Origin of the sequence: Janthinobacterium sp. FW305-129, assembly GCF_020858115.1 — a bacterium.
Classification (GTDB): domain Bacteria; phylum Pseudomonadota; class Gammaproteobacteria; order Burkholderiales; family Burkholderiaceae_D; genus Janthinobacterium.
In genome coordinates this window covers 40,757-64,684 of sequence record NZ_JACYMM010000013.1, presented here as the reverse complement: position 1 = coordinate 64,684, position 23,928 = coordinate 40,757, and the positions used below count along the sequence as shown (strand labels likewise).

The window sequence follows — 23,928 nt, the reverse complement described above, 5'->3', positions numbered from 1 at the left end:
TTATTCGACATCTTCAAATGAGGTTAAACAGAGCTTGCCCTTGTGTTCGGAAACAGCAGCTGTAAATAAACGGGAGTCGTCCAGCATGACGTCAGTACGGCTCAGGCTGACGGGAATCACGTCGCCCACGCGCAGGTCGAACAAGGCGCCCAGTTGCATCTGCTTGCTGACGAGGCGGCCTTCCAGCGTCACTTGCAGGCGCGAAGCGAGCGGACGCACGCTGCCACGCAAGGCCTTCTTCGCTTGCGCGCGTTCGGGCAGCAGGCCGCGCAGCACGTCGGCCATCAGGCGCTTGTCCAGCGAGAACCAGAAGTGGCCGCTCTGCCCTGCCTCGACGTCGCTGAGCGCCACGCTGACGATCCAGCTGCCGCGCGCCGGATGCACGCCCGACTGCACGGCGAACTCGGCACTGGTGTCGATGCCGCTGCTTTTGCCCAGCGTTTGCAGATTCTTGTGGATACGGGTAAACAAGCTGTTCACCAACTGTTGTCCCAGCACCACAGCGAGGCGCTCCTCGGTGGCCGTCACGCGCACCTGCGCCGGATCGGGCAGCACGCCCTTGGCGCCGGCACTACCATAGCGATAGTTCAGCACGCTCAAGAGGATCTGCCGTTCGAGGGCAAAGCCCGTCTGGCTGGCCGGCGTGGAAAAACTCAGCCAGCGATTCACGCTGTCCTCGTTTTCCACGCGCGACAAATTCACGGCATCGATCTGGAAATTACCCCAGTAGCGACGGCTCATGGGTTGGCGCAAGGCCACTGCCAGGTCGTCGCGCAGCTGGGCGCCGAATACATGCAGCAAATGGACAGGACGTCCAAGCAGACAGGAATCGAGGACTTGATGGCGCGCAGCTTGATCTGTCTTGGTAATGATTGTCATGTAGTGGTCATGTCGGTATTGCGGTGGCAGAACAAATTATACGGATCGCCCGAAATTAAATACAGCATCATCTTGACCTTGCCTACCGGTATGCAAGCAAACGATTGCGCATCGTATCGCATGCTAGATGACTACGGTGCTGAACAATACATGAAAACGCCAAATATTGCCATGTATCAATATTCCTTGAGACAATCCTCTCTTTACTTTATAGTTGCCTGCGGGTAAGCTTATGGCGAGAAAATAGTGATTTGCAGTGCGCCATTCCCCTTACCTGATTCCGGTTTTTATGGCAGTTTCCAGTTTTATTATTGCCACCAGCAGAAACTCTTATCAGATAAATATTAGTTATCATGGCCATGTAAATCATGTCGGCGTGGGTTTGCTGGGTTTGTTTGAGTCTGCTTGAGCGGATGGTGTGGCAACTGATAAAACTGATGGGTCCTGCAACTCGGACCGGGCAGGATGGCATTGGATGTAATGCCTGCCGGAATGGCAACACCAGTAATTTCTGATTGATACGTCACCGCATATTGAAAGTAGAGGGCAAGATGAGCAACGAACTCGCAGGTCTGATCAAGGCCGATCTGGCAGCACTGAGCAATGACGCGCGCGCCCTGGGCGCCAGCATCGCGCCCGCCGCCCAGTTCGGCGCGCCGGAACAGTCCGGCTTCTCCTTTGCGCAAAGCATGAAAGACGCCATCGGCAAGGTCAACGGCGACGACCGCATGGCAGCGCAGAAAATGAGCGACGTCGACAGCGGCAAGAGCGACGACATGGTCGGCGCCATGCTGGCCAGCCAGGAAGCGAGCCTGTCCTTCTCCATGTTGATGCAAGTGCGCAACAAGGTCATGGGCGCCGTCGACGAACTCATCAAACTGCCTCTGTAATCTTCACGTCCTGATCCACGCCCAGCCTCCCAGCGAAAGTTACCCCAAGTGATTACCCCCATGAAGTCCGCATTTGCGCGCTGGCGCCTTGGCGCCCAGCCCGCCATCCCGCCCGCCCTGCTGAAAAACCTGGTTCCCATCGTCGTGCTGGCCATCGGCATCACCGCCATGGTGACCATGTATGCCTGGCGCGACCAGGCCAACTACAAGCCGGTGTTTGGCGCGCGCGAAAAAGTGGCCGTGACGGACATGATGGCCACCCTGGACGCCGAGCACATCCCCTACCGTTTGCATCCGGACAGCGGCCAGGTGCTGGTGCCCGACGCCATGCTGGGCAAGGTGCGCATGCTGCTGGCCTCGAAGGGCGTGACGGCGCAGCTGCCGGCCGGCCTGGAGCTGATGGACAAGAATGACCCGCTGGGCGTCTCCCAATTCGTGCAGGACGTGCGCTTCCGCCGCGGCCTGGAAGGCGAACTGGCGCAAAGCATCATGACGATGGACGCGATCGCTTCGGCGCGCGTCCATCTGTCGATTGCCAAATCGACGTCGTTTGTCGCCAGCGACGGCGACAAATCGTCCGCCTCCGTGGTGGTGGCGCTGAAACCGGGCCGCACCCTGGCGCCGGAACAGATCGCCGCGATCATCAACATGGTGTCCGGCAGCGTCGCCAGCCTGGCGCCCACGCGCGTGAGCCTGGTCGACCAGGGCGGCAACCTGCTGTCCTCGCACGTCGACCTGACGGACGGTTTCGATGCCTCGGCCGCCGGCAATGAAGGCGCGAAACGTTTCCAGGATGAAATCCGCCGCAACGTCACGGGCTTGCTCGGCCCCGTCATCGGCGAAGACAACTTCAAGCTCAGCGTGACGGCCGCCGTGAACAACGACCGCGTGGACGAAACGCTGGAAAAATACGGCGAAGCCCCGAAAGTGACGAGCGAAGCGATGCGCGAAGAGCAGGAACGCAACCGCACCGTGGCCGGCATTCCCGGCAGCCTGTCGAACCGTCCGCCAGCGGCCGCCGTGCCGGCACCGGCCGACGCCGCCGGCGCCGCGCCCGCCGATGGCGCGCCGAAGCCGTCCGACGACGGCACGGCCCGCAAGAACGCCACCACGCGCCAGTATGCCTACGACCGCAGCATCACGCAGATCAAGCGCAGCCGCGGCCGCCTGGAAAAACTCAGCGTCGCCGTGGTCCTCAACAGCGCCGCCGCACCGAACCCGAAAACGGGCTGGACCCCTGCCGAACTGGGCAATATTGAAAAAATGCTCAACAGCGGCCTGGGCATCAACGCCCAGCGCGGCGACAGCCTGAGCCTGACGGCGCTGGCCTTCCCGGCCAAGCCGCCCGTGGCGCAGTGGTGGGAAGAGCGCGACACCGTCGTCGATTTCAGCAGCTGGCTGCTGTACGCCCTGGGCGCCGTACTCGGCTACTTCCTGATCCTGCGTCCGCTGCTGCGCCTGCTGACCACGCGCCTGGCGCCGCCGGCACTCAAACAGATCGATCCCGCCATGGCCCTGGCCGGCAGCAGCACGGCCGGCGCCACTGGCGCCACCGCCGCCGCCGGCGCGCCGGCCCTGGGCGTGAATGGCAGCCCGCTGGCGCTCGAAGGCGAAGCTGCCGCCGGCGGCAGCATGCCGGTCGTGCCGCTGCTGGAAAACTATGACTTGCCGCCACCCGGCTCGGCGGTCGACGTGATGGTCGACCACCTGAAAGTGCTGGCGGAAAAAGAACCCGAGCGTGTCGCCGAAGTCGTCAAACAATGGATGCAGAAAAATGGCCGAACTCAACAACAATAATTTCCCTGACGACGCAGATGTCGAGAACGTCAGCCTGAGCCCTGTGGAACAGGCTGCCATCGTGCTGCTGAGCATAGGCGAAGAACAGGCCGCCAATGTGCTGCGCTGCCTGTCGCGTGAAGAATTGCTGGAAGTCACGCAGGTGATGTCGCGCATGAGCGGCATCAAGGTCGAATCCGTGAAAACGGCCATGCAGACCTTCTTCGACGACTACCGCCAGCAAAGCGGCGTGCACGGCGCCTCGCGCAGCTACCTGAAGCGCTCGCTGGACATGGCGCTGGGCAGCGATATCGCGAACAGCGTGCTGAACAACATTTACGGCGACGCCATCCGTCCGAAAATGGCGCGCCTGCAATGGGCCTCGCCAAAATGGCTGGCCGAATACATCGTCAACGAGCACGTGCAGATGCAAGCCGTGTTCCTGGCCTTCCTGCCGCCCGCGCTGGCCGGCCAGATCCTCGACGCCCTGCCCGTCGAAGGCCGCGACCTGGTCTTGCTGAACCTGGCCCGCCTGGACGAGATCGACCGCGACCTGCTGGTCGAGCTCGACGAACTGGTGGGCCGCTGCCTGGGCACGCTCGACACGCAAAGCACCAGCGTGGAAGGCATCCGCCAGGCGGCAGAGATTCTCAACCGCATGCCGGGCAACCGTGCCGCGCTGGTCGAACTGCTGCGCGCGCACGACCCGGACGTCGTCTCGGAAATCGAACTGAGCATGTACGACTTCCTGATCCTGGCCACGCAGAGCGATGTCACGCTCACGCGCATCCTGGAAGACGTGCCGATGGAACAGTGGGCCATCGCCCTGAAGGGCGCGGAACCGTCGATCCGCGACGCCGTGCTGAAAACCATGCCGCGCCGCCAGGCACAGAGCTTCGAAGACATGATGCGCCGTTCCGGCCCCGTGCCTTTGAGCCGCATCGAACAGACGCGCCAGGAAATCATGGCCACCGTCAAGGGCCTCGCCGATGCGGGCGAGATCGAAGTGCAACTGTTTGCCGAAGCGGTGATCGAATGAAACACTTCCGCTCGTATCGTTTCCCGCCCCTGTCGCAATTCATCGCCGCCGGCCAGCGCGCCGCCAGCGAGGACACGGACGGCCAGTGGCAGGCGTCCGTCTCGGAAGGCTTCGAGCAGGGCCAGCGCGACGGCTACGAAGTGGGCCTGGTGCAAGGCCAGCAGGACGGCTACGACGCCGGGCGCAGCGACGGCGTGGCGCAGGGCCGCGAAGAAGGCCGCAATGAAACCCTGGTGGCGCTGGACCGCCTGGCCCGCCCCGTCGACGCCATCCTGCGCGACCTGAAGAAAGTGCGCGCCGATTACCGCGAAGCGCAGCGCAAGGAAGTGGTCGACCTGGTGGCCAAGGTGGCGCGCCAGGTGATCCGCGCGGAACTGGCGCTGCAGCCGGTGCAATTGCTGGCCCTGGTCGACGAGACTCTGGCCTCGATGCCGCCCACGCGCGAGGAAATCGACGTTTTCCTCAATCCGGAAGAACTCAAACGCATCAGCGAACTCGATCCGAAGCGCGCCAAGCGCTGGAACCTGATCGCCGACGCTCGCCTCGACGCGGGCGAATGCCGCATCAAGGCGGGCGACAATGAAGTCGACGCGGGCTGCCATCAGCGCCTGTCGGCCTGCATGGAGCAAGTCAGCAGCCACCTGGCGCTGGCCGCCGAACACGCTGACCAGGGCGCGCCTGCATGATCGCCGACACGCTGCGCAGTTTCGAGATCGGCGATATCCCGGTCGCGACACCCACCGGCCGCCTGGTCGGCGCTTCCGGCCTGCTGCTGGAAAGCGCCGGCTGCCGCCTGCACACGGGCCAGCGTTGTCAAATTGAAACTGTCAGCGGCGAGTGGCTCGATGCGCAAGTCGTCGGCTTCCGCGAAAAACTGTCTTACCTGATGCCGTTCAAGAAGGCCACGGGCCTGACCACGGGCGCCAGGGTCCTGCCCCTGCCCGACAAGGCCAGCCTGCAGATCGGCCCCTCGTGGCTGGGCCGCATGGTGAATGGCCTGGGCGAGCCGATCGACGACCTGGGCCGCCTCGGCGGCGAACACATCCTGGAAGTCACGCCACCAAAAATCAATCCCCTGAAGAAACAACCGGTGGTCGAACCGCTGGACGTGGGCGTGCGGGCCATCAACAGCATGTTGACCTTGGGCAAGGGCCAGCGCGTGGGCCTGATGGCCGGTTCCGGCGTCGGCAAGAGCGTGCTGCTGGGCCTGATCACGCGCCAGACGGTGGCCGATGTCGTCGTCGTCGGCCTGATCGGCGAACGGGGCCGCGAAGTGCGCGAATTCGTCGAAAAGTCGCTCGGCGCCGAAGGCTTGAAAAAAGCCGTGCTGGTGATCGCACCGGCCGACGAATCGCCCTTGATGCGCATCATGGCCACCGAGCTGTGCCATTCCATCGCCGCGCACTACCGCGACCAGGGCAAGCACGTGCTGCTGCTGGTCGATTCGCTCACGCGCTATGCCATGGCCTTGCGCGAAGTGGCGCTGGCCCTGGGCGAGCCGCCCGCCACGCGCGGCTATCCGCCATCCGTCTTTTCGAACCTGCCGCAACTGGTGGAAAGCGCCGGCAACGGCGCCCACCCGGACGGCAGCATGAGCGCCATCTACACGGTGCTGGCCGAGGGCGACGACCAGCAGGATCCCGTGGTCGACACGGCGCGCGCGATTCTCGACGGCCACATCGTGCTCACGCGCGAACTGGCCGAGCGGGGCCACTACCCCGCCATCGACATCGCCGCCTCGATCAGCCGCTGCATGGCGCAGGTGATCACGCCCGAGCACATGCAGGCGGCGCGCGCGCTGAAGGCGTCGATGGCGCGCCACGCGCGCGTGCGCGACCTGATCCCGCTGGGCGCCTACGTGCCCGGTGCCGACCCGATCACCGACCGCGCCGTGCAGCTGCACGCGCCCATCGAAGCCTTCCTGTGCCAGGGCACCAAGGAAGAGGCGCCGATGGGGCCGTGCATCGAACAACTTGAACAGATCATGGCCTAGGAGCATATGTGAGCGACGCGCATACCATCCGCAATCTGACCACCCTGGTCGGCCTGCGCAGCACCGAAGTGGAACGCCTGCAAGGCGAAATGGCGGCGCAGACGGCCGTGCGCGAGCGCTACCAGAAAAACCTGGAGCGCCTGACGGGCCTGTACACGGATAGCGGCCCCAGCGGCGCCCTGCCCCTGGCGCTGTCCGTCAACTGCGGCAACTTCAAGCAAGCCGTGATGCAGATGGCCGACCAGCACCGCACCGATTTGCACCTGCACGAAGCCAACATGGCCGTGTCGCAACGCGCACTGAACACGGCCTGGGCCAAGCGCGAAGTGCTGGACCAGGTGCTGACGCAAAAACAGAAGCATGTTGCAAATGAGCAACAACGAGTTGATGCGAAGCGGCAAGACGAGCTGGCGACGCAATTCTGGTTCCGCGGGCAGGTAAAATGAAGTTTGTGTAAGTTTCTTTCAGGAAAACTTCACGAAACGGGAATGGGGGTCGCCTTGTACCGGTATAACCCTTTATTCAGGAGTCTGGCATGGCAAACGCAATTACCGCACCACGATACGATCCACTCGTCACAGCACAACAACTGGCTACCAAATCGGTGGCTGCGCAAAAGGCGGCCCTGGAGGCTCAGAGTACGCTTGCCAACAACACCTCCAGCGCGCTGGGCAACCTGAAATCGGCCATCTCGGCATTCCAGCTGGCGATGTCGGCAATGACGTCCAGCAAATCCGTGCTGAACCAGTCCGCCACCTTCAGCAATACCGCGTATGGCACGGCCACGGCCGGCATCAAGGCGGCGCCGGGCAGCTACGCGTTCTTTGTGGAACAACTGGCCACGGCCAGCCAGACGTCGTATGGCGGCTTGAGCAGCACCACGCCCGCCAACGGCGGCAACATGACCATCCGCATCGGCGACCCGGCAGCCGCTGCCACGGCCGACAATGCCTTCGACATCGACCTGGCCGCCGCCAACAAGGATGGCGACCCCTACCTGACGCCGCAGGAAATCGCCGCCGCCATCAATGGCAACAGCAAGAATAATGCGCGCGTCACCGCTTCCGTCATCAATATCGGCAACCAGGCGCAATTGGTGCTGACATCGAATCTCACCGGCCTGGCCAATGCCGTCTCGATCGACACCAACAGTGTGACGGATCCGGCGCTGCAGACAGCGCTGCAGAGCGACAAGAAAGCCCTCGTGGCGCCCAAGGATGCCATCGTCTGGCTGGGAGCCCAGGGCTCCGGCACCAAAATCACGCAGGCATCGAACACGTTTACCAACGTGCCCGACGTGAAAATGACATTCACCAAGGCCATGACGGCGGGCGAAAATCCGCTTACCGTGACCGTCGGGACGGATAGCGCCGGCACCATTGCCAATGTGCAAGCCTTCGTCGACGCCTACAACAAGCTGAAAAGCGTGATGGATGGCCTGGCCAATCCCGGCAACCCGGAGAAAAATATCGCTGCCGGCATCTTTGCCCACGATTCCGGCCTGAACGCCCTGCGCTCCAGCATGGGCGATGCCTTGCGCCTGACCGTCGATGGCGTGTCGCTGGTGGCGTATGGCATTACGGCCCAGCGCGATGGCACGATCAGCCTGAATTCCGCCAAACTGACGGCCAAACTGGCAGACAATCCTGGCGGCCTGGACAAACTGTTCGGCAATAACAGCCTGTCGGCACCTGCCGGCGTGCTCGGCGGCCTGGACAAGGTGCTGGGCCAGTGGAGCAATGTCACCAAGGGCCAGATCACCCAACGCATGGCAGCGACGGACAAGTTGCAGAAGAGCCTGGTCAAGAGCAGCGAGCGTCTGACCAACCAGTACAACACGGCGTACAGCCGCTTCCTGGATCAGTATTCCCGACTGCAAGTATTGCAGGAGCAAATGACCAGGAATTCCGACATGTTCGATGCCATGTTTAATAGCAGCAAATCCTAAGGCGGACGTGCCAGCCGCGCCGCCACAGTTAACATAGCGAGAAGATAATAATGTTGAACAATGAAGCTTACGGCAACTACCACGCCGTCAACCTCGATTCCCAGACCGCCCGCGCCACACCGGTCGAGCTGGTACTGGTGCTGACGGACGGCTTGCTGGAAGAACTGGCGCGCGCGCGCGGGCATATCGTGGGCAAGCGCTACGAGCAAAAGGCCATCAGCCTGGATAAATGCACGCAGATCATCAACGGTCTGTCGAGCTCGCTCGATTTCGACAATGGCGGCGAAGTGGTGGTCAACCTGGCGCGCCTGTACGACTATTGCGTGGCGCGCCTGTACACGGCCGGCATCAAGCTCGACCCGACGCTGATCGATGAAGTGACTACCTTGATGACCACCATCAAGCGCGGCTGGGTGGGCGTCCAGGCCAATAATGCCTAGGCGCGCTGCGCTGCAGCAGCTGAGCCGGCATTTGAGCGCGGCTGTCGCCCAGGCAGACTGGGAGGCGATGGAACAAATCTCGGCCAGCCTGGCGAAAAACATCCCGCTGCTGGCCGAACGCGGCGCATGGAATGCGCTGGAACAAACAGAATTGTTGCAATTGCGCAAAATTCACGCGCAAGCGGTTAAAATTTGCTCTGCGGAAAAAGAACGCCTGGGTCAACACCTGGGTGCATTACAGGCAAATAAGGAAGGTTGGGTCGCCTACGCCGCACTCGGCGAATACGACTCGGACGGGAATCAAGCATGATCATGAACTTCAACAAGGCGCCGGCCGCTCCGGCAGCGACGGCCAATGCGGCACCGGCACCAGCCTCGGCGCCAGCGCCGGCACAGGCGGCCGCCTTGCCCGGCACGCCAGGCTATGGCAGCAACGGTGCCGCGCCCTCCGCCCTGCCCCTGTTTGCGCAGGTGCTCGATGTGACAGGCACGCAGACGGCCGATGGCGATACGCCCGCGCCCGCCAAGGATGGCGACAGCGACAGCCAGGCCGACAGCGGCCTGCCCGCCATGGCCGCCCCTGTCATCGGCTTGCCGCTGACGATGCTGCCGCAAACGGACGCGGCCGCAGCCGAGGCGCGCGCCGCCGCGCAGGCACAGGCACAGACACCCGCGCAGGCGAATGTGGCGCAAGCCAACCCGGCACTCAACATCAGCCTGCATCCGGCGGCGATCAGCCTCAGCGCACAGGGAACGGCGCAGCCGGCAGGCCGCGATACGCGCGAACCGCTGGCAGCAGCCATCCCGGCGAGCGCCGCCAAGGGCAGCGCGCCGGCCCAGCCTTTCGAGTCGCTATTGCAGCAAGGCACGCCGGTGACGGCCGCCACTCCTGCCGCTGCGGCGCGCGAAGGCGAACGCGGCGCTGCAACGCCAACGCCACCCAATCTGGGCCTGGCGGGCGCGGTCGGCAATGCCGCCACGGCGGCCCCGGCCGGCGATACCATCAAGCTCAACGGCCCTGCCCAGCAATGGCAGGAACCGCTGCGCGAAGCGCTGGGCGAACGCCTGCAGACGCAGCTCGGCCGCAACAGCGAACACGCGACGATCCGCCTCGACCCGCCCATGCTGGGCCGCATTGAGATCTCCATCCGCCATACGGCCGGCGCGCTGCAGGTGAACGTCACGGCATCGAACTCGGAAGTGTTGCGCCAGTTGCAAGGCATCGGCGAAAACATGCGCAGCGACCTGGCGCAGCGCCAGTACACCGAGGTGGCCGTCAATATCAGCGCCACCCCGCGCAGCCCCGCCGCCCAGGCATTTGCCGAAGGCGATGCGCGCGGCCAGCGTCAACCGGGCCGCCAGCAGGACGATGCCGAACCGGGCCGCGCCCTGTCCGATGGCACAGCCTCCAGCACCACGTACGCCATGCATGAGCGAGAAACCACCTGATGACTATGAAAATGAAACTGATAGGCGGCTTTATCGCCGTGGCGGTGCTGGCCGCCGGCGCGGCAGGCGGCGCCATGTGGTACCTGGCCAAGCCGGTCGCCGGCCATGCCGATGTTGCCGAAGCGAAAGCCCCGCCACCGCCCGCCACGGGCAAGAAGGCGCGCAAATTCATTACGCTTGACAAGGTCATCGTGATGCTGCGCCGCGCTCCCGGCGAAGGCGAAACGCATTACCTGTCGGCCGACCTGGTGATCGCCACCACCGAAGAAAAGGAAAAGCTGACCAAGGACCACTTGCCGCTGATGCGCTCGATCGCCGTCAGCACCCTGTCGAGCTTTCCACTGGACAAGGCGCAAACCATGACCGTGGACCAGTATGCCGAGCAGATCAACAAGGCATTCAATGTCAGCTATGAACGCGAGCAGATGGAAAAGCCGTTCACCGAAGTCATGGTCGGCAAGCTGATCATTGAATAAGCCAACACGCCAGCCGACCTAGTGGGAGACCCTGTGGCTTATGCAGAGCAATACCAGGAAGCGTATGGCGCCGGAGAATATGCGGCCGCCAGCGCTTGCGCGGCCGTGCTCAGCGTTGCTGAAGAGCAACAACATCTGGTGGCGTACGCCCCTTTGGTGAAACGCATCGTGCGCCAGCTCAATTCGCAGGTATCGGGCGCCATCGACCGCGACGACATGGAGCAGATTGGCCTGATGGGTTTGCTCGAAGCCTTGCGCCGCTACGGCGTGCCGGATCAGTCTTTCGGCAGCTATGCCAGCCTGCGCATCCGTGGCGCCATCCTCGATGAACTGCGGCGCCAGGACTGGCGCCCGCGCGCCGTGCGCCAGGAAAGCCACCGCCTGCGCGACAGCGTGCGCGCCCTGACCCGGCGCCTGGGACGCGAGCCGCAGGAGGCGGAAATCATGGCGGCCCTGAAGCTGACGCCGGAAGCCTTCCAGGAATATCAATTGGCTGAAAACGCCGAGCTGATCGCCAGTTTCGACGAAGTGCTGCAGGAAAGCCTGGGACAGGCCGACAGCGCACCGAGCCCGGAAGAGCAATTGATGGTGCGCCGCAGCCTGGAGCAAGCGTTGCGCGCGCTGGACGAACGCGAGCAGCGCGTGATCCAGATGTATTACGAATTCGAACTGAGCTACAAAGAAATAGCCGCCGTGCTTGACCTGAGCGACGCCCGCGTCTGCCAGCTCAACAAGACGGCACTGGGCAAGATGAAAGCCATGCTGCAAGACGCATAAGTTTCAGCACTATCCATCAAATTGACGCAGCACAATGACGCAGAAAGGCAGTTGACATGGTAATTATCGGTATCTTAATCGTGATGGGGTGTGTATTCGGAGGCTTCGCCCTGATGGGCGGCACCGTCCACGCGATCTGGCAACCGGTCGAGTTGATCATCATCATCGGCGCCGCCGTCGGCGCCCTGGTGCTGGGCAACCCCAAGCATGTACTCGGTGAAATGCTGCACCAGATGCGCAAGATCGTCACGCACAAGAAGCAAGGCTCGGAATTCCAGCGCCAGTTGCTGCTGCTGATGTACGAACTGCTGCAAACGGCCGCCGGCGGCCTGAAGGCGCTCGATGCCCACGTCGAGGCACCGCGCGAAAGCGCCCTGTTCCAGCGCTATCCGCTGGTGCTGGAAGAGCCGAAGCTGCTCGCTTTCATCGTCGACAACTTCCGTTTGATGGCGATGGGCAAGATCAACGCGCATGAGCTCGAAGGTGTGCTGGAACAGGAACTGGAAGCCATCCACGACGAATTGCTGCAACCGTCGAAGTCGCTGCACAAGATCGCCGAAGCCATGCCCGGCTTCGGTATTCTGGCCGCCGTGCTCGGTATCGTGATGGCCATGAATTCCGTGGCCGACGGCGCCGATGCGGCGGAAATTTCGGAAAAAGTGGGCGCCGCCATGGTCGGTACCTTCATCGGCATCTTCTTTTGCTACGGCGTGCTCGATCCGATGTGCAACATGATGAAACAGCTGGTGGGCGAGGAAGGCTCGACCATGGAATGCGTGAAGGTCGTGCTGGTCACGCACGTGGCGGGCAAACCGCCTCTGCTGGCCATCGATGCGGGCCGCCGCCTGGTGCAGTTGAACATCAAGCCAAGCTTCGCCCAGCTGGAAAGCTGGATCAATGCGCTGGAAGATGGCGGCGCCGAACAAGAGCAAGGCCAAGGCCGGGGAGGCCGCCGTGCTAAAGCCGCATGAGAAACATGAACAGGCCATCATCAAGCGGGCTGGCCGCAAGCACGACGACGACGGCCACGGCGGCGCCTGGAAAGTAGCGTTTGCCGACTTTTGCCTGGCCCTGCTGTCGCTCTTCCTCGTGCTGTGGCTGATGGCCGCGCGCGAGCAGCAGGCGATGAAGGAAATCATGATGGATGCCAGCGCCGGCAGCCGCCAGGGCGAAGGCCAGGGCGTCATGCCGGAACAGAAAGGCGGCCCCCGTGGCAGCCTGATCGAGCGCTTCCCCATGCCCCGCAAGGGCACGGGCGACACGCGCACGGAAGGCAAGCAGATGCAGGATGGCAAGGCTGGCGCCGCGCCGCAAAACCAGACCAAGATCAGCTACCAGTCGCCGGAAGACCTGCTGAGCCTGTCGCGCGCGCTCGACAAGCTCAGCGATGAAGCTGGATTGAAAAGCAACTTGCAATCGGTGATCACGCCCTACGGCTTGCGCGTCATGCTGCACGATACGGACAAGCAAGGCATGTTCGTGCGCGGCAGCGCCGTGCCGACCGACCGCTTCCGCAAGCTGCTGCGCCAGATGGGCCCTGTTTTTGCCCAGATGGACAACCAGATGCTGATCGTCGGCCATACCGATTCGATGCAATACGCCAATACCGGCTATGAAGGCTTTTCGAACTGGACCCTGTCGGCCAACCGCGCCATGTCGGCGCGCGCGCAATTATTGATCGGCAGCATGAGTCCGGACAGCGTGCTGCAAGTGGTGGGCATGGCCGACCGCGCGCCGCTGGACGTGAAAAATGCCAGCGCCGGCATCAACCGCCGCATCGAACTGTTAATATTGACGCGTGGCCAGGCCGACAGCATCGCCGCCATGTTCGGCATGGCCGGGCAAAAGCCGCAAGGCGAAGAGTTGCAAGTGGGTGAACCGGACTCGGGCACCTTGCAGCGCCTGCGTGATAAGCTGGGCCTGCCCGCAAAGAAGGAACGGGACGAGCATGCAAATTAAAGGCAAACAACGTATGAAAATCTCCTCCGGCAATACCGGCGCTGCCGTGCGCAGCAGCGCCGTGGCGCCGGCCGAGGCGATCGCCGAGCACGCGGGTGCCGCAGGCGCCATGGGCGGCTCGTCGGCCGGGGCGGAACTGCAATCGGCCGTGCTGCAACCGGCCATGGCCGCCCTGCGCGCCATGCCCGAGATCGATCACGAGCGCGTGGCCATGCTGCGCGATGCGCTGGCCAAGGGCGAATTGCCGTTCGATCCGTCGAAACTGGCTGGTCTGATCCAGCGTTTCCACGGCGGCGAATCGTGACCGCGCCGCGCAAGGGCATCACGCGCCAGGAAGCCATGCGCCGCGTGCTGCAAGGCATGACGGACGACCGCGCCGGCTACGCCGCCCTGCAAACCTTGCTGGAAGAACAATTTCAGGCCACCCTGCACCACCAGAGCGCGCAGCTGACGGCGCTGGCCGACCAGGTCGTCGCCGCCGTCGAGCCACTCGATGCGCGCCGCCGCCAGCGGGTCAGCCTCGTCACTGCCCTGCTGGGCCCGCAAGGCGATATGCCGCAATTGTTTGCGTTATTACAAGAAGACGCGCGCAGCAAGGCCCAGGCTGATTGGGCCTTGCTGGAACAGATGGTGCTTGAATGCAAGCGCCTGAATGCCCGCAACAGCGATTTATTAACAGAGCAGTACAGCATCATGCAGCGCGTGCTGCATGGCGAGGAAGATACGTATGCGCCAGGCTGATTTCCTGACCACCCGCGCCACGGCGGCGACGCCATCGACGGCGGCGACCCATGCCGTGCAAAGCAATATGCGCGCCACCGACGCCACTGGCGCCACTGTCTCCGGCGGCAGCTTTGGCAGCGTGTTCCGGCAAGTGCAGGGCGAAGTGGCCCGCTTCATCGAACAGGGCGGCGGCAATGCCACCAGCCTGAGCCCGCAGGGCCGCGCCTACCTGGAGCAAAGCCAGCCTGTCAACGTCCTGGGCAGCATCAACCAGGGCGGCGAGATCGGCGAAACGCAGCAGCAATTCCTCGCCTCGATCAAGCCGTGGACGGAAGAAACAGGCGCGCGCCTTGGCGTGGCGCCGGAAATCGTCGCCGCCCACGCGGCGCTGGAATCGGGCTGGGGCCAGCGTCCGCTGCGCCAGGGCACGGGCGCGGACACGAATAATTTGTTCGGCATCAAGGCCGGCGGCAAATGGCAGGGCGACGTGGCCAGCAATGTCACCACCGAATACGAGGCGGGCAGCGCTACGGCCCTGAAAAAAACGGAACGCTTCCGCAGCTACCCGGATCAGGCCAGCGCCTTCCGCGACTATGCGCAAGTGCTGCTCGACAACCCGCGCTACCGCGCCGCCCTGAACACGGGCGCCGACGCGGGCGCCTTCGCGCAAGGCCTGGCGCGCGGCGGCTATGCCACCGACCCCAACTACGCCGCCAAGCTGACGCAGCTGGCGACGCGGCTGCAGCGCACGGCCGCCGCCGACTGATTTTTCTTAACGGCCAGCAATATCGGCCGGCTCCACCACACCCGCATCGACCACCCTGGCACGTATCACCGTGCCGCTGGTGGCGTTGCGCACGCGAATCACCTCGCCCAGCGCGCCCGGATCCAGCGCTTCGCCGGCCATGCTCACCTCCACCTGCTCCTTGCGCGCCACGATATTCACCGCACTGCCCCGCTTGATCAACACGGGCGAGGCCAGTTGTCCTTGCCGCAACACTTCGCCGGCACGCAAGCTGCGCCGGCTCGACAGGCCAACGGCGCCGGGCAAGGAGGCAATGCTGTCGGGCACCATCGTCACGTCGCGCCGCGCCATCGTCACGTCGCCCGCCTGCAAGGGCGTATTCGCCGTGACGGGGGCGCTCGTCACCGCCACCTGGGCCGTGATGCTGCCGCGCGCCAGCATTTCATAGCGCCAACCGTTGCTCCCAGGACACACTGCAACAAAGCGCATGCGCTGCGCCGAACGGCTGTCCGCCGTTTCCAGCGCGACGGGCGCCGCGCACGCCGGCATGGGGCGCGTGCTTTTCACCACGGCCACCTGGAACTGCGGCTCCAGCAATCCCGCCGAGGCTGCCTGCTGTGCCAATTGCTCGCGCGCCAATTGTTCCACACGCGAAAATATATTGTCGGCTGGCAATTCTGCGCGTCCTGCACTACTATATAGGCTGGTCAGTAAAAATAGGCTTGGCAATAGTATGTGACGACCTTGCGCCTTGTTCCACATCATGGAATAGTTCTCAAAATAAATCATTGCTAACCTTAATCAAAGATACTGAAGCGGCATGACCTTACCATGCGTCAACATGACCAGGCTGGGATTTTACCTCTGCACCATCTATTTTCTAGCCCGAACCGCAAAAAGCACGATCGAATTCAATACAAAGGATGACCATGGGGATTAATTTCAAGGATGCGCTGGGCGTGCACGCCGATGCGCTCGCGCTGCGCGCCGACCGTACACGCGTGCTGGCGGCCAACATCGCCAATGAAAACACGCCAGGCTTCCAGGCCATGGACATGGATTTCGGCAGCGCCCTGCAGCAGTTGCAGGATAACGAGGCCGGCCTGCTGTCGACCGATGACGATGCCAGCGCCCTGTACCGCGTCCCCTACCACCCCAGCCGCGACGGCAACACCGTCGAAATCGGCGTGGAGCAGGCGGCGTTCTCGCAGAATGCCACCGACTTCCAGACCAGCCTCACTTTCGTCAACATGAAACTGAAGGGTCTGTCCAAGGCCATTTCCGGACAATAAGGATCACATGAGCTTCCAGGATATTTCCAAGATCGCCGGTTCGGCGATGGCGGCGCAAACCGTGCGCCTCAATACCATCGCCAGCAACCTGGCCAATGCCGATTCCGTGGCCGGTTCCGAAGGCGAAACCTACCGCGCGCGCAAGCCGGTGTTTGCGGCCGTGATGGATGGCCCCGGTGCCAGCGGCGCCGGCGGACGAGTTCAAGTACTCGACGTGGTGCAAAGCGATGAGCCGCTGCGCAAGGTGTATGAACCGGGCCATCCGATGGCCAATGCCGATGGCATGGTGTTCTACCCCAACGTCAACCAGGTCGCCGAGATGACCGACATGATGTCGGCCTCGCGCGCGTTTGAAACCAATGTCGAAGTTCTGGGCCGCATCAAGTCGATGCAGCAATCGCTCCTCAAATTAGGTGAAGCATAATCCATGGAAACCAATCTCTTTACAAACAACACCAGCGGCAGCGGCAGCAACAGCAATGCCGTCAAGTCGCAAAGCAATGCCACCCAGGATATGTTCACCAAATTGCTGGTCGCGCAGATCAAGAACCAGGATCCCCTCGCGCCGACCGATCCGAGCCAGTTCGTCAATCAATTGACGCAGCAGGCGCAGACGGAAGCGATGCAGAACCTGTCGGCGCTGACCAGCGCCAATGCCAGCGTGCTGCAATCGATGCAAGTGCTGGCCCTGGGCGCGCAAGTCGGTTCCGAAGTCATGGTCAACAGCGAAACGGTGCAGCTCGACAAGAGCAAGGTCAGCGGCAGCATCGCGCTGGCGTCCGGCACCACCAAGACCACCGTGACCCTGAAAGGCATCGACGACAAGGAATACAAGATCGAACTGGGCGCCAAGGCGGCCGGCACGGTGCCGTTCACCATCGATCCCGTCGCCCTGGGCTTGCCTGCTGGCACCTACAGCATGAAGGTCACCACCAATGGCACCGAAAAGCCGACGGTCGATATCGCGGGCAAGCTGAACAGCGTGCGCCTGTCGGCCGGCGGCAGCATGATTCTGAGCGTGTCGAACCTGGGCGAAGTCAACCCTGGCGCGATCACCGGCTTTAACGGTAAGACGGCCTGATCCGCTCTCCCCTTCGTTCCTGAACACTAATCTCCTCCTTCACTAAAGGAAGTCAACATGAGTTTCGACATCGCCCTGTCCGGTATCCAGTCCATCAACCAACAGTTGAACAGCACCAGTAACAATATCGCCAATGCCGGCACCTACGGTTTCAAGAGCAGCCGCGCCAACTTTTCGGCCATGTACGCCGGGTCGCGCGCCACGGGCACGGAAATCGGGTCGCTGACGCAAAGCATGTCGCTCAATGGCGGCGTGCTCAACACGGGCCGCGCGCTCGACGCGGCCATCGACGGCCGCGGCTACTTCGTCACGCGCGATGCACAGAACACCATGATCTACAGCCGCGTCGGCATCTTTTCGGCCAGCAATGATGGCAAGCTGATCGACTCGAACGGCCGCCTGGTGCAGGGCTACGCCGCCGTCAAGGGCAGCACCACTCTGGGCACCATGGGCGACATGAACATTCCGACGGGCCAGATTCCCGCCGTGGCAACGACCAAGCTGGCGTATGCCGCCAACATGTCGTCCGAATGGACCGTGAAAACCCCGCCGTTCAGCAAGACCAACGAACTGAGCTACAACAGCGCCAAGTCCTCGATCGTCTACGACTCGCTGGGCGCCAAGCACTCGCTGGGCCAGTACTTCGTCAAGACGGCAACGGGCGTGGACGTGCACTACACCTTCGACAACGCCGATGTGACGCCGGTGACGAGCATGACCTTCGACACGAACGGCAAGCTGTTGACGGGCACGACCGCGTCGCCAGTGCTGCCGACGCCGGCTGGCGCCGCGCCGATGACGGTCGCCATCGACTACGCGGGCACCACCCAGTTCGCCGGTGAAGCCACGACCTCGACCGACCGCGCCGACGGCTATGCCTCGGGCACCTACATGGGCGTGGAACTGGCCGATGACGGCTCCGTCGTGGCGAAATACACGAATGGCCAGAAACAAAGCATCGGCGTGATCGCCCTGGCAACCTTCCCCGACGAAGGCGCCTTGACGGCCGTCAACGATACCAGCTGGGTCGCCTCGACCACCTCCGGTACCGCCATGTATGACCGTCCGGGCGTGGGCATGGCCGGCAAACTGGTGACGAGCTCGCTGGAACAGTCGAACGTCGACATCACTTCCGAACTGGTGGGCCTGATGACGTCGCAGCGCAATTACCAGGCGAACTCGAAGGTCATCTCGACCGAGAACGCCATGCTGCAATCGCTGATGCAAGCGCTGTAATCCACGATACGCAAAGGTAAAGAGCAATGGATGCGCTGATTTATACCGCCATGAGCGGGGCCGACCGTGCCCTGCGGGCACAGCAGGTACACGCCAACAACCTGGCCAACATCGAAACGGGCGGCTTCCGCGCCAATCTCGAGGTATCGACGGCCCAGCCGTTGCAGAACGGCTATGGCTACGACGACCGCCACATGACGCAGACGCAGTCGAGCGCCGTCGGCACGCGCACCGGCGCCATCAAGGAGACGGGACGCGAACTCGACGTGGCCATCACGGGCAACGGCTTTCTCGCGGTGCAGTGGCAAAACGGCGAAGCCTACACGCGCGCCGGCGCCATGGACCTCGATGAAACGGGCGCGCTGACCATCAACGGCCGGCCCGTGCTGGGCGAAGGCGGCCCCATCACGATTCCCGAACACACCAGCCTGTCGATCGGCGCCGATGGCACGATTTCCATCCAGGTGCCGGGCACCGCGCAAATGCAGACGGTCGACAAGCTCAAGCTGGTCAATGCCGAAGCGGGCGAGCTGACGAAGAACGAGGCGGGCCTGATCGTGGCGCGCGGCGGCGAAGACTTGCAGGCCGATCCGACGGTACGCCTGCGCGACCGCCACCTGGAAGGCAGCAACGTCTCTGCCGTCGAGGAAATGGTCGCCACCATGAGCCTGAACCGCAGTTTCGAGATGCAAATGAAAGTATTCAAGGCCAGCGATTCCATGACGGAATCGGGAAACCGCCTGCTGGGCGCCTAAGCCCCACGCCAACCAATTACCAGGAGTAAATCATGAATCCAGCAATGTGGATCAGCAAGACCGGCGTGCAGGCGCAAGATGCCAAACTGCAAGCCATCGCGAACAACCTGGCCAACGTCAATACCGTTGGTTTCAAGCGCGACCGCGTCGTCTTCGAAGACCTGTTCTACCAGGTCGAGCAGCAGCCGGGCACGCAGCGCGCCGACAATACCCTGTCGCCGTCGGGCGTACAGCTGGGCAACGGCACGCACATGGTGGGCACGCAAAAGGTGTTTACCACGGGCAGCCTGCAAACGACGAGCCGCGAATTCGACGTCGCCATCACCGGCAACGGCTTTTTGCAAGTGCTGCGCCCGAACGGTGAAGCGGCCTACACGCGCGCCGGCCAGCTGGGCATCAATGAAAACGGCGTGATGGTCAACGCCCAGGGCTTGCCGCTGGTGCCGCAGATCACCGTACCGAACAATGCCACGGCGATCACCATCGGCGAAAATGGCATGGTTACGGCCACCGTGCCGGGCAATGTCAACGGCACCCAGCTGGGCCAGCTGAACCTGACCAGCTTCGTCAATCCGACGGGCTTGCTGGCACTCGGTGAAAACCTGTTCCAGGAAACGGCATCGAGCGGTACGCCGACGGAAGGCCGTCCCGGCGAAGGCGCACTGGGCAAGCTGAAACAGTTCGCGCTGGAAGGCTCGAACGTGCAGGTGGTGGAAGAAATGGTCGACATGATCGCTGCCCAGCGCACCTATGAAATGAATACCAAGGTGTTGTCGGCCGCCGACAATATGCTGCAATACCTGGCGCAAGCGGCACGCTGATGACGGTCGCCATGAAAGCCACGGCGGCCCTGCTGCTGGTGTCGATCGCCGGTTGCGCCAGCCAGCCGGCCGCACCAGTGGCGCCCAGCTTTTCCGATACGCCGCTGCCCGTGGCGCCGCGCAGCGCTGCGCGCGGCGGCGTGGGCGGCGGCGTCTTCAATCCCGATGCGGGACTGGACCTGATCTCGGACAGCCGCGCCTTCCGCGTGGGCGACGTCGTCACGGTGGCCCTGCAGGAAACCACGCAAGCGAGCAAGAAGGCCGGCACGTCGTTCAACAAGGGGGCGTCCGTCGGCGTGAATGCGGCCAACATCCTCGGCAAGACCTTCCCCAAGACGGGCATCGACCTGTCGGCCGACCGCAACTTCGCCGGCGACTCGACCAGCACGCAGCAAAATGCGCTGTCCGGCGCCATCACCGTGATCGTGCAGGAAGTGCTGCCGAACGGCTTGCTGCGCGTACAGGGCGAAAAAACGCTGACCCTGAACCAGGGCGAGGAATTCGTGCGCCTGCGCGGCTACCTGCGCGCAGCCGACATCGATTCCAACAACCAGGTATCGTCCTTGCGCATCGCCAATGCGCAAATCGCCTATTCCGGCCAGGGCACCCTGGCCGAAGCCAATACACCAGGCTGGCTGACGCGCTTCTTCGTCGGCCCATGGATGCCGTTTTAAGGTGACCTCATGAAATTTCGTTCCGCCCTGCCCCTGGCAGCCATGCTGGCCGTGCTCTCCGGCTTAGCCCTGCCCGCCAGCGCCGCGCAAGTGCTGCGCAACCTGGTCAGCATCGAGGGCGTGCGCGACAACCCGCTGGTCGGCTATGGCCTCGTCGTGGGCCTGAACGGCAGCGGCGACACCACCCAGGTGAAGTTTTCCAGCCAGTCCGTGGTCAACATGCTCAAGCAGTTCGGCGTGAAGATGCCGGACGGCGCCGAAGCGAAAAGCAAGAACGTCGCCACCGTCATGGTCAGCGCCGTGTTTCCGCCTGGATACCGCCGTGGCCAGTCCATCGACGTCACCGTCTCCTCGCTGGGCGATGCGAAAAGCTTGCGCGGCGGCACCTTGCTGCTGACGCAACTGCGCGCGGCCGACAATGAAACGTATGCGCTGGCGCAAGGCAACGTGGTCGTCGGCGGCCTCAACGCCACCGGCAAGAGCGGCTCGTCCGTCACCGTGAATACGCCCACCTCGGGCCGCATTCCCAACGGCGCCAACATCGAGCGCGAGATTCTCAGCGACTTTTCCACCAAGCCTTCCGTCACCCTGAACCTGCGCCACCCGCATTTCGAGACGGCCATCAATATCGTCGAAGCCGTGAACCGCCGCTTCGGCGCCGTCGCCACCACGCGCGACGCCACCAGCGTGGACGTGCTGGCGCCGGAAAACCCGACCCAGCGCGTGGCGTTCATGGCCAAGCTGGAAGCCTTGAGCGTCGATGTGGGCGTCGACACGCCGAAAGTGGTCTTCAATTCGCGCACCGGCACCGTGGTCATCGCCGAAGGCTTGCGCGTGAAAGCGGCCGCCGTCACGCACGGCTCGCTGAAAGTGGTCATTTCCGAGAGTTCGGCCGTCAGCCAGCCGGCGCCGTTCGGCCGTGGCCAGACCACCGTCACGCCGCAATCGAAGGTGTCCGTCGACCAGGGCAACGGCAATATGTTCAAATGGCCGGCCGGCGCCAAGCTGCAATCGATCATCGACGTGGTCAACAGCCTGGGCGCTTCGCCCGATGACATCATGGCAATTTTACAAGCCCTCGACCAGGCCGGGGCCATCGAAGGCGAACTGGTGGTTATCTGATGCTTAATATAAATGACAGCAGCAGCGCCCTGCCTTCGGCGCTCGACGACAAGACCCCCGCCGCCGCCACGCCGGCTGATCCCCGCTATGCGGCCAAGGCCACCGAGGCGGCCGTCAAGTTCGAAGCCTTCTTCATCTCGCACATGCTGCGCCAGATGCGTTCAGGCACGCGCGAGATGGCGGGCGAGGACAGCGTCTTCAAGGACCCCATCAACAGCGACATGCTGGAAATGGCCGACAACCTGGTGGCCGACAAGATGGCCGGCCAGCGCGCCTTCGGCATCGCCGACGCCATCCTGCGCCAGCTGCTGCCGGCGGCCAGCGCACCCGTTTCGGCCAACGTCACTGGCAAAAGCGCTATCAAAACCGACAATATTGCAGCGCCGCTTAATAAATCGGCCTGAAGCGTCGCCTGTACAAGGTAACAACGATTCAATGCCTGCCCACCCGCATGCGCCACACTCTTCACGAAAGAAACTTGCCCAATGAGCATCATCAGCAATGCATTGTCAGGCAGCATCGCCGCCCAGGCCGCACTCAATGCGGCCAGCCAGAACATCGCCAACCTGCAAACGGCGGGCTATACCCGTCAAGGCGTGCTGTTGTCCTCGCTTGGCGCTAGCGCCGGCGTACGCTCGGCCGGCAATGGCGTGGAAGTGTCCGCCCTGCTGCGCTTTGCCGATGCTTATAAAAGCCAGCAAATGTGGCGCGCCGCGTCCGACCAGGGCGCCCGTTCGCAGACCCAGCCTTATCTGACGCAGCTCGAACGCGTGATGGGCGACGATGCCTCCAGCATCAGCAACGGCATCGACGGCTTTTTCGCCGCCCTCAACGCCTCGGCCGTCGACCCGACCTCGACGCCGCTGCGCCAGCAGATCATCACCTCCGCCGACGCCATGGCGCAGCGCTTCAACAGCATCAGCACCGTCATGGGCAACCAGTTGCTGTCGGTGCAGCAACAACGCGCAGCGATCGTGCCGCAAGCCAATACTGCCCTGGCCAATATCGCCGCACTGAACCAGCGCATCAGCGCCTCCACGGCCTCGGGCACGAACGTGTCGTCGCTGATGGATGCACGCGACCAGCTGATCGATGGCCTGGCCTCGCAAATGGGCATCGACGTGCTCGACCAGCCGGACGGCTCGCGCAATGTCTCGCTGAAGTCGGGCCAGCCGCTGGTCATCGGCAGCCTGGCCGGCACCTTGACCAGCACCATGACGAACTCGGGCGAGCAAACCCTGAGCCTTGATTTCGCCAAGTCGACGTACACCCTCGATCTGGCAGCCATCGGCGGGCAGATGGGCGGCCTGGGCGAATTCGAAAAAAATACCCTGAAACCGCTGCAACAGTCGCTGCAAGACATGGCCACCCAGCTGACCAGCAAGGTCAACGCACAGCTGGCACTGGGAAAAACCATGGCCGGTACCCCCGGTGGTCCACTGCTGGCCTACGCGAATGGCAAGCTGAGCATTACTCCAGGCTTCAACGCCAAGGATCTGGCCCTGTCGTTGACGGGCGCCGCCGGCGACAGCGGCAACTTGCAAAAATTGATCGATATCAAGAATCAGTCGATCAACGTCAGCTGGGTGGGTGATGTTTTGATGAGCGACGCGGATACGCAGCTGGTCGGCAAGCTGGGCATCTACAGCCAGCAGAACCAGGCCTTGCTGAAAACGGCCACCACGGTGCGCGCGCAAGCCATCGACGACTGGAAATCCACCAGCGGCGTAAACAAGGACGAGGAAGCGATGAACCTGGTCGAATTCCAGAATATGTACCAGGCAAACATGAAAGTCATTTCCGTGGCAAATACCTTGTTTGATGCCACTTTGCAAATGATGGGTTAAGGAGAA

At 63.0% G+C, this 23,928-nt stretch carries 29 protein-coding genes; 27 read left to right on the top strand and 2 right to left on the bottom strand.

What is annotated here, in order from left to right; translation table 11 throughout:
* Positions 1–879 (bottom strand): FliM/FliN family flagellar motor switch protein, encoded by an 879-nt coding sequence (locus IGS61_RS23935; RefSeq protein WP_230541900.1) that lies wholly within the window; start codon positions 877–879, stop codon positions 1–3.
* 551 nt (positions 880–1,430) lie between these two features.
* Here IGS61_RS23935 and IGS61_RS23930 point away from each other — a divergent pair.
* From IGS61_RS23930 to IGS61_RS23850, 17 genes are all read left to right on the top strand, one after another.
* Entirely contained in the window at positions 1,431–1,769 is a 339-nt protein-coding gene (locus IGS61_RS23930; protein ID WP_034787870.1) for a flagellar hook-basal body complex protein FliE, read from the top strand.
* Between the two features lie 60 nt (positions 1,770–1,829).
* Positions 1,830–3,566, top strand: a complete 1,737-nt coding sequence (gene fliF, locus IGS61_RS23925; RefSeq protein ID WP_230541899.1) for a flagellar basal-body MS-ring/collar protein FliF — start codon at positions 1,830–1,832, stop codon at positions 3,564–3,566.
* Complete coding sequence (locus tag IGS61_RS23920; protein ID WP_230541898.1) at positions 3,544–4,584, top strand: flagellar motor switch protein FliG; 1,041 nt, start codon at positions 3,544–3,546, stop codon at positions 4,582–4,584. Before fliF ends, IGS61_RS23920 begins: the two co-directional genes overlap by 23 nt.
* Positions 4,581–5,270, top strand: a complete 690-nt coding sequence (gene fliH, locus IGS61_RS23915; RefSeq protein WP_099375832.1) for a flagellar assembly protein FliH — start codon at positions 4,581–4,583, stop codon at positions 5,268–5,270. The genes IGS61_RS23920 and fliH overlap by 4 nt, the downstream gene beginning before the upstream one ends.
* The gene (fliI, locus tag IGS61_RS23910) at positions 5,267–6,577 is read left to right on the top strand and encodes a flagellar protein export ATPase FliI (protein WP_230541897.1); all 1,311 of its coding nucleotides are present in this window, start codon (positions 5,267–5,269) and stop codon (positions 6,575–6,577) included. The genes fliH and fliI overlap by 4 nt, the downstream gene beginning before the upstream one ends.
* An 8-nt stretch (positions 6,578–6,585) precedes the next feature.
* Positions 6,586–7,023 carry a flagellar export protein FliJ gene (locus IGS61_RS23905; protein WP_070289072.1) on the top strand — a complete coding sequence of 146 codons (438 nt, stop codon included), beginning with the start codon at positions 6,586–6,588 and terminating at the stop codon, positions 7,021–7,023.
* Between the two features lie 89 nt (positions 7,024–7,112).
* Positions 7,113–8,525 (top strand): flagellar filament capping protein FliD, encoded by a 1,413-nt coding sequence (fliD, locus tag IGS61_RS23900; protein WP_230541896.1) that lies wholly within the window; start codon positions 7,113–7,115, stop codon positions 8,523–8,525.
* A gap of 50 nt (positions 8,526–8,575) precedes the next feature.
* On the top strand, positions 8,576–8,965 hold the full coding sequence (fliS, locus tag IGS61_RS23895) for a flagellar export chaperone FliS (protein ID WP_072454561.1): 390 nt from the start codon (positions 8,576–8,578) through the stop codon (positions 8,963–8,965).
* Positions 8,966–9,032: 67 nt separating this feature from the next.
* A complete protein-coding gene (locus IGS61_RS23890; RefSeq protein ID WP_230541895.1) occupies positions 9,033–9,275 on the top strand; it encodes a hypothetical protein in 243 nt (80 codons plus the stop codon).
* Positions 9,272–10,414, top strand: a complete 1,143-nt coding sequence (locus IGS61_RS23885) for a flagellar hook-length control protein FliK (protein ID WP_230541894.1) — start codon at positions 9,272–9,274, stop codon at positions 10,412–10,414. The genes IGS61_RS23890 and IGS61_RS23885 overlap by 4 nt, the downstream gene beginning before the upstream one ends.
* Positions 10,414–10,890, top strand: a complete 477-nt coding sequence (locus IGS61_RS23880; RefSeq protein WP_230541893.1) for a flagellar basal body-associated FliL family protein — start codon at positions 10,414–10,416, stop codon at positions 10,888–10,890. Before IGS61_RS23885 ends, IGS61_RS23880 begins: the two co-directional genes overlap by 1 nt.
* Positions 10,891–10,923: 33 nt before the next feature.
* Entirely contained in the window at positions 10,924–11,667 is a 744-nt protein-coding gene (locus IGS61_RS23875; protein WP_230541892.1) for a FliA/WhiG family RNA polymerase sigma factor, read from the top strand.
* Positions 11,668–11,723: 56 nt separating this feature from the next.
* A complete protein-coding gene (motA, locus tag IGS61_RS23870) occupies positions 11,724–12,638 on the top strand; it encodes a flagellar motor stator protein MotA (RefSeq protein ID WP_034757817.1) in 915 nt (304 codons plus the stop codon).
* A complete protein-coding gene (locus IGS61_RS23865) occupies positions 12,565–13,626 on the top strand; it encodes a flagellar motor protein MotB (protein WP_230541891.1) in 1,062 nt (353 codons plus the stop codon). Before motA ends, IGS61_RS23865 begins: the two co-directional genes overlap by 74 nt.
* Before the next feature lie 13 nt (positions 13,627–13,639).
* Positions 13,640–13,930, top strand: coding sequence for a flagellar biosynthesis anti-sigma factor FlgM (gene flgM, locus IGS61_RS23860; protein ID WP_230541890.1), 291 nt, complete (start codon positions 13,640–13,642; stop codon positions 13,928–13,930).
* Positions 13,927–14,367: a flagellar export chaperone FlgN gene (flgN, locus tag IGS61_RS23855; protein WP_230541889.1), complete on the top strand. Its 441-nt coding sequence runs from the start codon at positions 13,927–13,929 to the stop codon at positions 14,365–14,367. Before flgM ends, flgN begins: the two co-directional genes overlap by 4 nt.
* Positions 14,354–15,115 carry a glycoside hydrolase family 73 protein gene (locus tag IGS61_RS23850; protein ID WP_230541888.1) on the top strand — a complete coding sequence of 254 codons (762 nt, stop codon included), beginning with the start codon at positions 14,354–14,356 and terminating at the stop codon, positions 15,113–15,115. Before flgN ends, IGS61_RS23850 begins: the two co-directional genes overlap by 14 nt.
* Positions 15,116–15,121: 6 nt before the next feature.
* Here IGS61_RS23850 and flgA read toward each other — a convergent pair whose 3' ends face one another.
* Entirely contained in the window at positions 15,122–15,769 is a 648-nt protein-coding gene (gene flgA, locus IGS61_RS23845; protein ID WP_230541887.1) for a flagellar basal body P-ring formation chaperone FlgA, read from the bottom strand.
* Between the two features lie 254 nt (positions 15,770–16,023).
* Here flgA and flgB point away from each other — a divergent pair, with 254 nt between their 5' ends.
* The 10 genes from flgB (at position 16,024) to flgK (ending at position 23,922) form a co-directional block, all read left to right on the top strand.
* Positions 16,024–16,386, top strand: a complete 363-nt coding sequence (gene flgB / locus IGS61_RS23840; protein ID WP_034758109.1) for a flagellar basal body rod protein FlgB — start codon at positions 16,024–16,026, stop codon at positions 16,384–16,386.
* Positions 16,387–16,393: 7 nt separating this feature from the next.
* Entirely contained in the window at positions 16,394–16,810 is a 417-nt protein-coding gene (gene flgC / locus IGS61_RS23835; RefSeq protein WP_034757795.1) for a flagellar basal body rod protein FlgC, read from the top strand.
* 3 nt (positions 16,811–16,813) lie between these two features.
* The gene (locus IGS61_RS23830) at positions 16,814–17,467 is read left to right on the top strand and encodes a flagellar hook capping FlgD N-terminal domain-containing protein (protein WP_230541886.1); all 654 of its coding nucleotides are present in this window, start codon (positions 16,814–16,816) and stop codon (positions 17,465–17,467) included.
* Between the two features lie 57 nt (positions 17,468–17,524).
* Positions 17,525–18,703, top strand: coding sequence for a flagellar hook protein FlgE (locus tag IGS61_RS23825; protein ID WP_230541885.1), 1,179 nt, complete (start codon positions 17,525–17,527; stop codon positions 18,701–18,703).
* 26 nt (positions 18,704–18,729) lie between these two features.
* Entirely contained in the window at positions 18,730–19,458 is a 729-nt protein-coding gene (gene flgF / locus IGS61_RS23820) for a flagellar basal-body rod protein FlgF (RefSeq protein WP_230541884.1), read from the top strand.
* 32 nt (positions 19,459–19,490) lie between these two features.
* Positions 19,491–20,279: a flagellar basal-body rod protein FlgG gene (gene flgG / locus IGS61_RS23815; RefSeq protein ID WP_170909686.1), complete on the top strand. Its 789-nt coding sequence runs from the start codon at positions 19,491–19,493 to the stop codon at positions 20,277–20,279.
* Entirely contained in the window at positions 20,279–20,953 is a 675-nt protein-coding gene (gene flgH, locus IGS61_RS23810; protein ID WP_230541883.1) for a flagellar basal body L-ring protein FlgH, read from the top strand. Before flgG ends, flgH begins: the two co-directional genes overlap by 1 nt.
* Before the next feature lie 9 nt (positions 20,954–20,962).
* The gene (locus IGS61_RS23805) at positions 20,963–22,075 is read left to right on the top strand and encodes a flagellar basal body P-ring protein FlgI (RefSeq protein ID WP_230541882.1); all 1,113 of its coding nucleotides are present in this window, start codon (positions 20,963–20,965) and stop codon (positions 22,073–22,075) included.
* On the top strand, positions 22,075–22,479 hold the full coding sequence (locus IGS61_RS23800; RefSeq protein ID WP_230541881.1) for a rod-binding protein: 405 nt from the start codon (positions 22,075–22,077) through the stop codon (positions 22,477–22,479). Before IGS61_RS23805 ends, IGS61_RS23800 begins: the two co-directional genes overlap by 1 nt.
* A gap of 81 nt (positions 22,480–22,560) precedes the next feature.
* Positions 22,561–23,922 carry a flagellar hook-associated protein FlgK gene (gene flgK, locus IGS61_RS23795; RefSeq protein ID WP_230541880.1) on the top strand — a complete coding sequence of 454 codons (1,362 nt, stop codon included), beginning with the start codon at positions 22,561–22,563 and terminating at the stop codon, positions 23,920–23,922.
* Positions 23,923–23,928 lie beyond the last annotated feature (6 nt).

Coding starts and splice junctions, on each gene's coding strand:
- IGS61_RS23890 (WP_230541895.1), top strand. CDS start 9,033: ATGGAACAAATCTCGGCCAGCCTGGCGAAAAACATCCCGCTGCTGGCC.
- IGS61_RS23930 (WP_034787870.1), top strand. CDS start 1,431: ATGAGCAACGAACTCGCAGGTCTGATCAAGGCCGATCTGGCAGCACTG.
- flgF (WP_230541884.1), top strand. CDS start 18,730: ATGGATGCGCTGATTTATACCGCCATGAGCGGGGCCGACCGTGCCCTG.
- IGS61_RS23805 (WP_230541882.1), top strand. CDS start 20,963: ATGAAATTTCGTTCCGCCCTGCCCCTGGCAGCCATGCTGGCCGTGCTC.
- flgB (WP_034758109.1), top strand. CDS start 16,024: ATGGGGATTAATTTCAAGGATGCGCTGGGCGTGCACGCCGATGCGCTC.
- motA (WP_034757817.1), top strand. CDS start 11,724: ATGGTAATTATCGGTATCTTAATCGTGATGGGGTGTGTATTCGGAGGC.
- IGS61_RS23825 (WP_230541885.1), top strand. CDS start 17,525: ATGAGTTTCGACATCGCCCTGTCCGGTATCCAGTCCATCAACCAACAG.
- IGS61_RS23885 (WP_230541894.1), top strand. CDS start 9,272: ATGATCATGAACTTCAACAAGGCGCCGGCCGCTCCGGCAGCGACGGCC.
- fliI (WP_230541897.1), top strand. CDS start 5,267: ATGATCGCCGACACGCTGCGCAGTTTCGAGATCGGCGATATCCCGGTC.
- IGS61_RS23800 (WP_230541881.1), top strand. CDS start 22,075: ATGCTTAATATAAATGACAGCAGCAGCGCCCTGCCTTCGGCGCTCGAC.
- IGS61_RS23830 (WP_230541886.1), top strand. CDS start 16,814: ATGGAAACCAATCTCTTTACAAACAACACCAGCGGCAGCGGCAGCAAC.
- flgC (WP_034757795.1), top strand. CDS start 16,394: ATGAGCTTCCAGGATATTTCCAAGATCGCCGGTTCGGCGATGGCGGCG.
- fliD (WP_230541896.1), top strand. CDS start 7,113: ATGGCAAACGCAATTACCGCACCACGATACGATCCACTCGTCACAGCA.
- IGS61_RS23880 (WP_230541893.1), top strand. CDS start 10,414: ATGACTATGAAAATGAAACTGATAGGCGGCTTTATCGCCGTGGCGGTG.
- IGS61_RS23935 (WP_230541900.1), bottom strand. CDS start 879: ATGACAATCATTACCAAGACAGATCAAGCTGCGCGCCATCAAGTCCTC.
- IGS61_RS23850 (WP_230541888.1), top strand. CDS start 14,354: ATGCGCCAGGCTGATTTCCTGACCACCCGCGCCACGGCGGCGACGCCA.
- flgM (WP_230541890.1), top strand. CDS start 13,640: ATGAAAATCTCCTCCGGCAATACCGGCGCTGCCGTGCGCAGCAGCGCC.
- flgK (WP_230541880.1), top strand. CDS start 22,561: ATGAGCATCATCAGCAATGCATTGTCAGGCAGCATCGCCGCCCAGGCC.
- fliS (WP_072454561.1), top strand. CDS start 8,576: ATGTTGAACAATGAAGCTTACGGCAACTACCACGCCGTCAACCTCGAT.
- IGS61_RS23865 (WP_230541891.1), top strand. CDS start 12,565: ATGCGCTGGAAGATGGCGGCGCCGAACAAGAGCAAGGCCAAGGCCGGG.
- fliF (WP_230541899.1), top strand. CDS start 1,830: ATGAAGTCCGCATTTGCGCGCTGGCGCCTTGGCGCCCAGCCCGCCATC.
- flgG (WP_170909686.1), top strand. CDS start 19,491: ATGAATCCAGCAATGTGGATCAGCAAGACCGGCGTGCAGGCGCAAGAT.
- flgH (WP_230541883.1), top strand. CDS start 20,279: ATGACGGTCGCCATGAAAGCCACGGCGGCCCTGCTGCTGGTGTCGATC.
- IGS61_RS23920 (WP_230541898.1), top strand. CDS start 3,544: ATGGCCGAACTCAACAACAATAATTTCCCTGACGACGCAGATGTCGAG.
- fliH (WP_099375832.1), top strand. CDS start 4,581: ATGAAACACTTCCGCTCGTATCGTTTCCCGCCCCTGTCGCAATTCATC.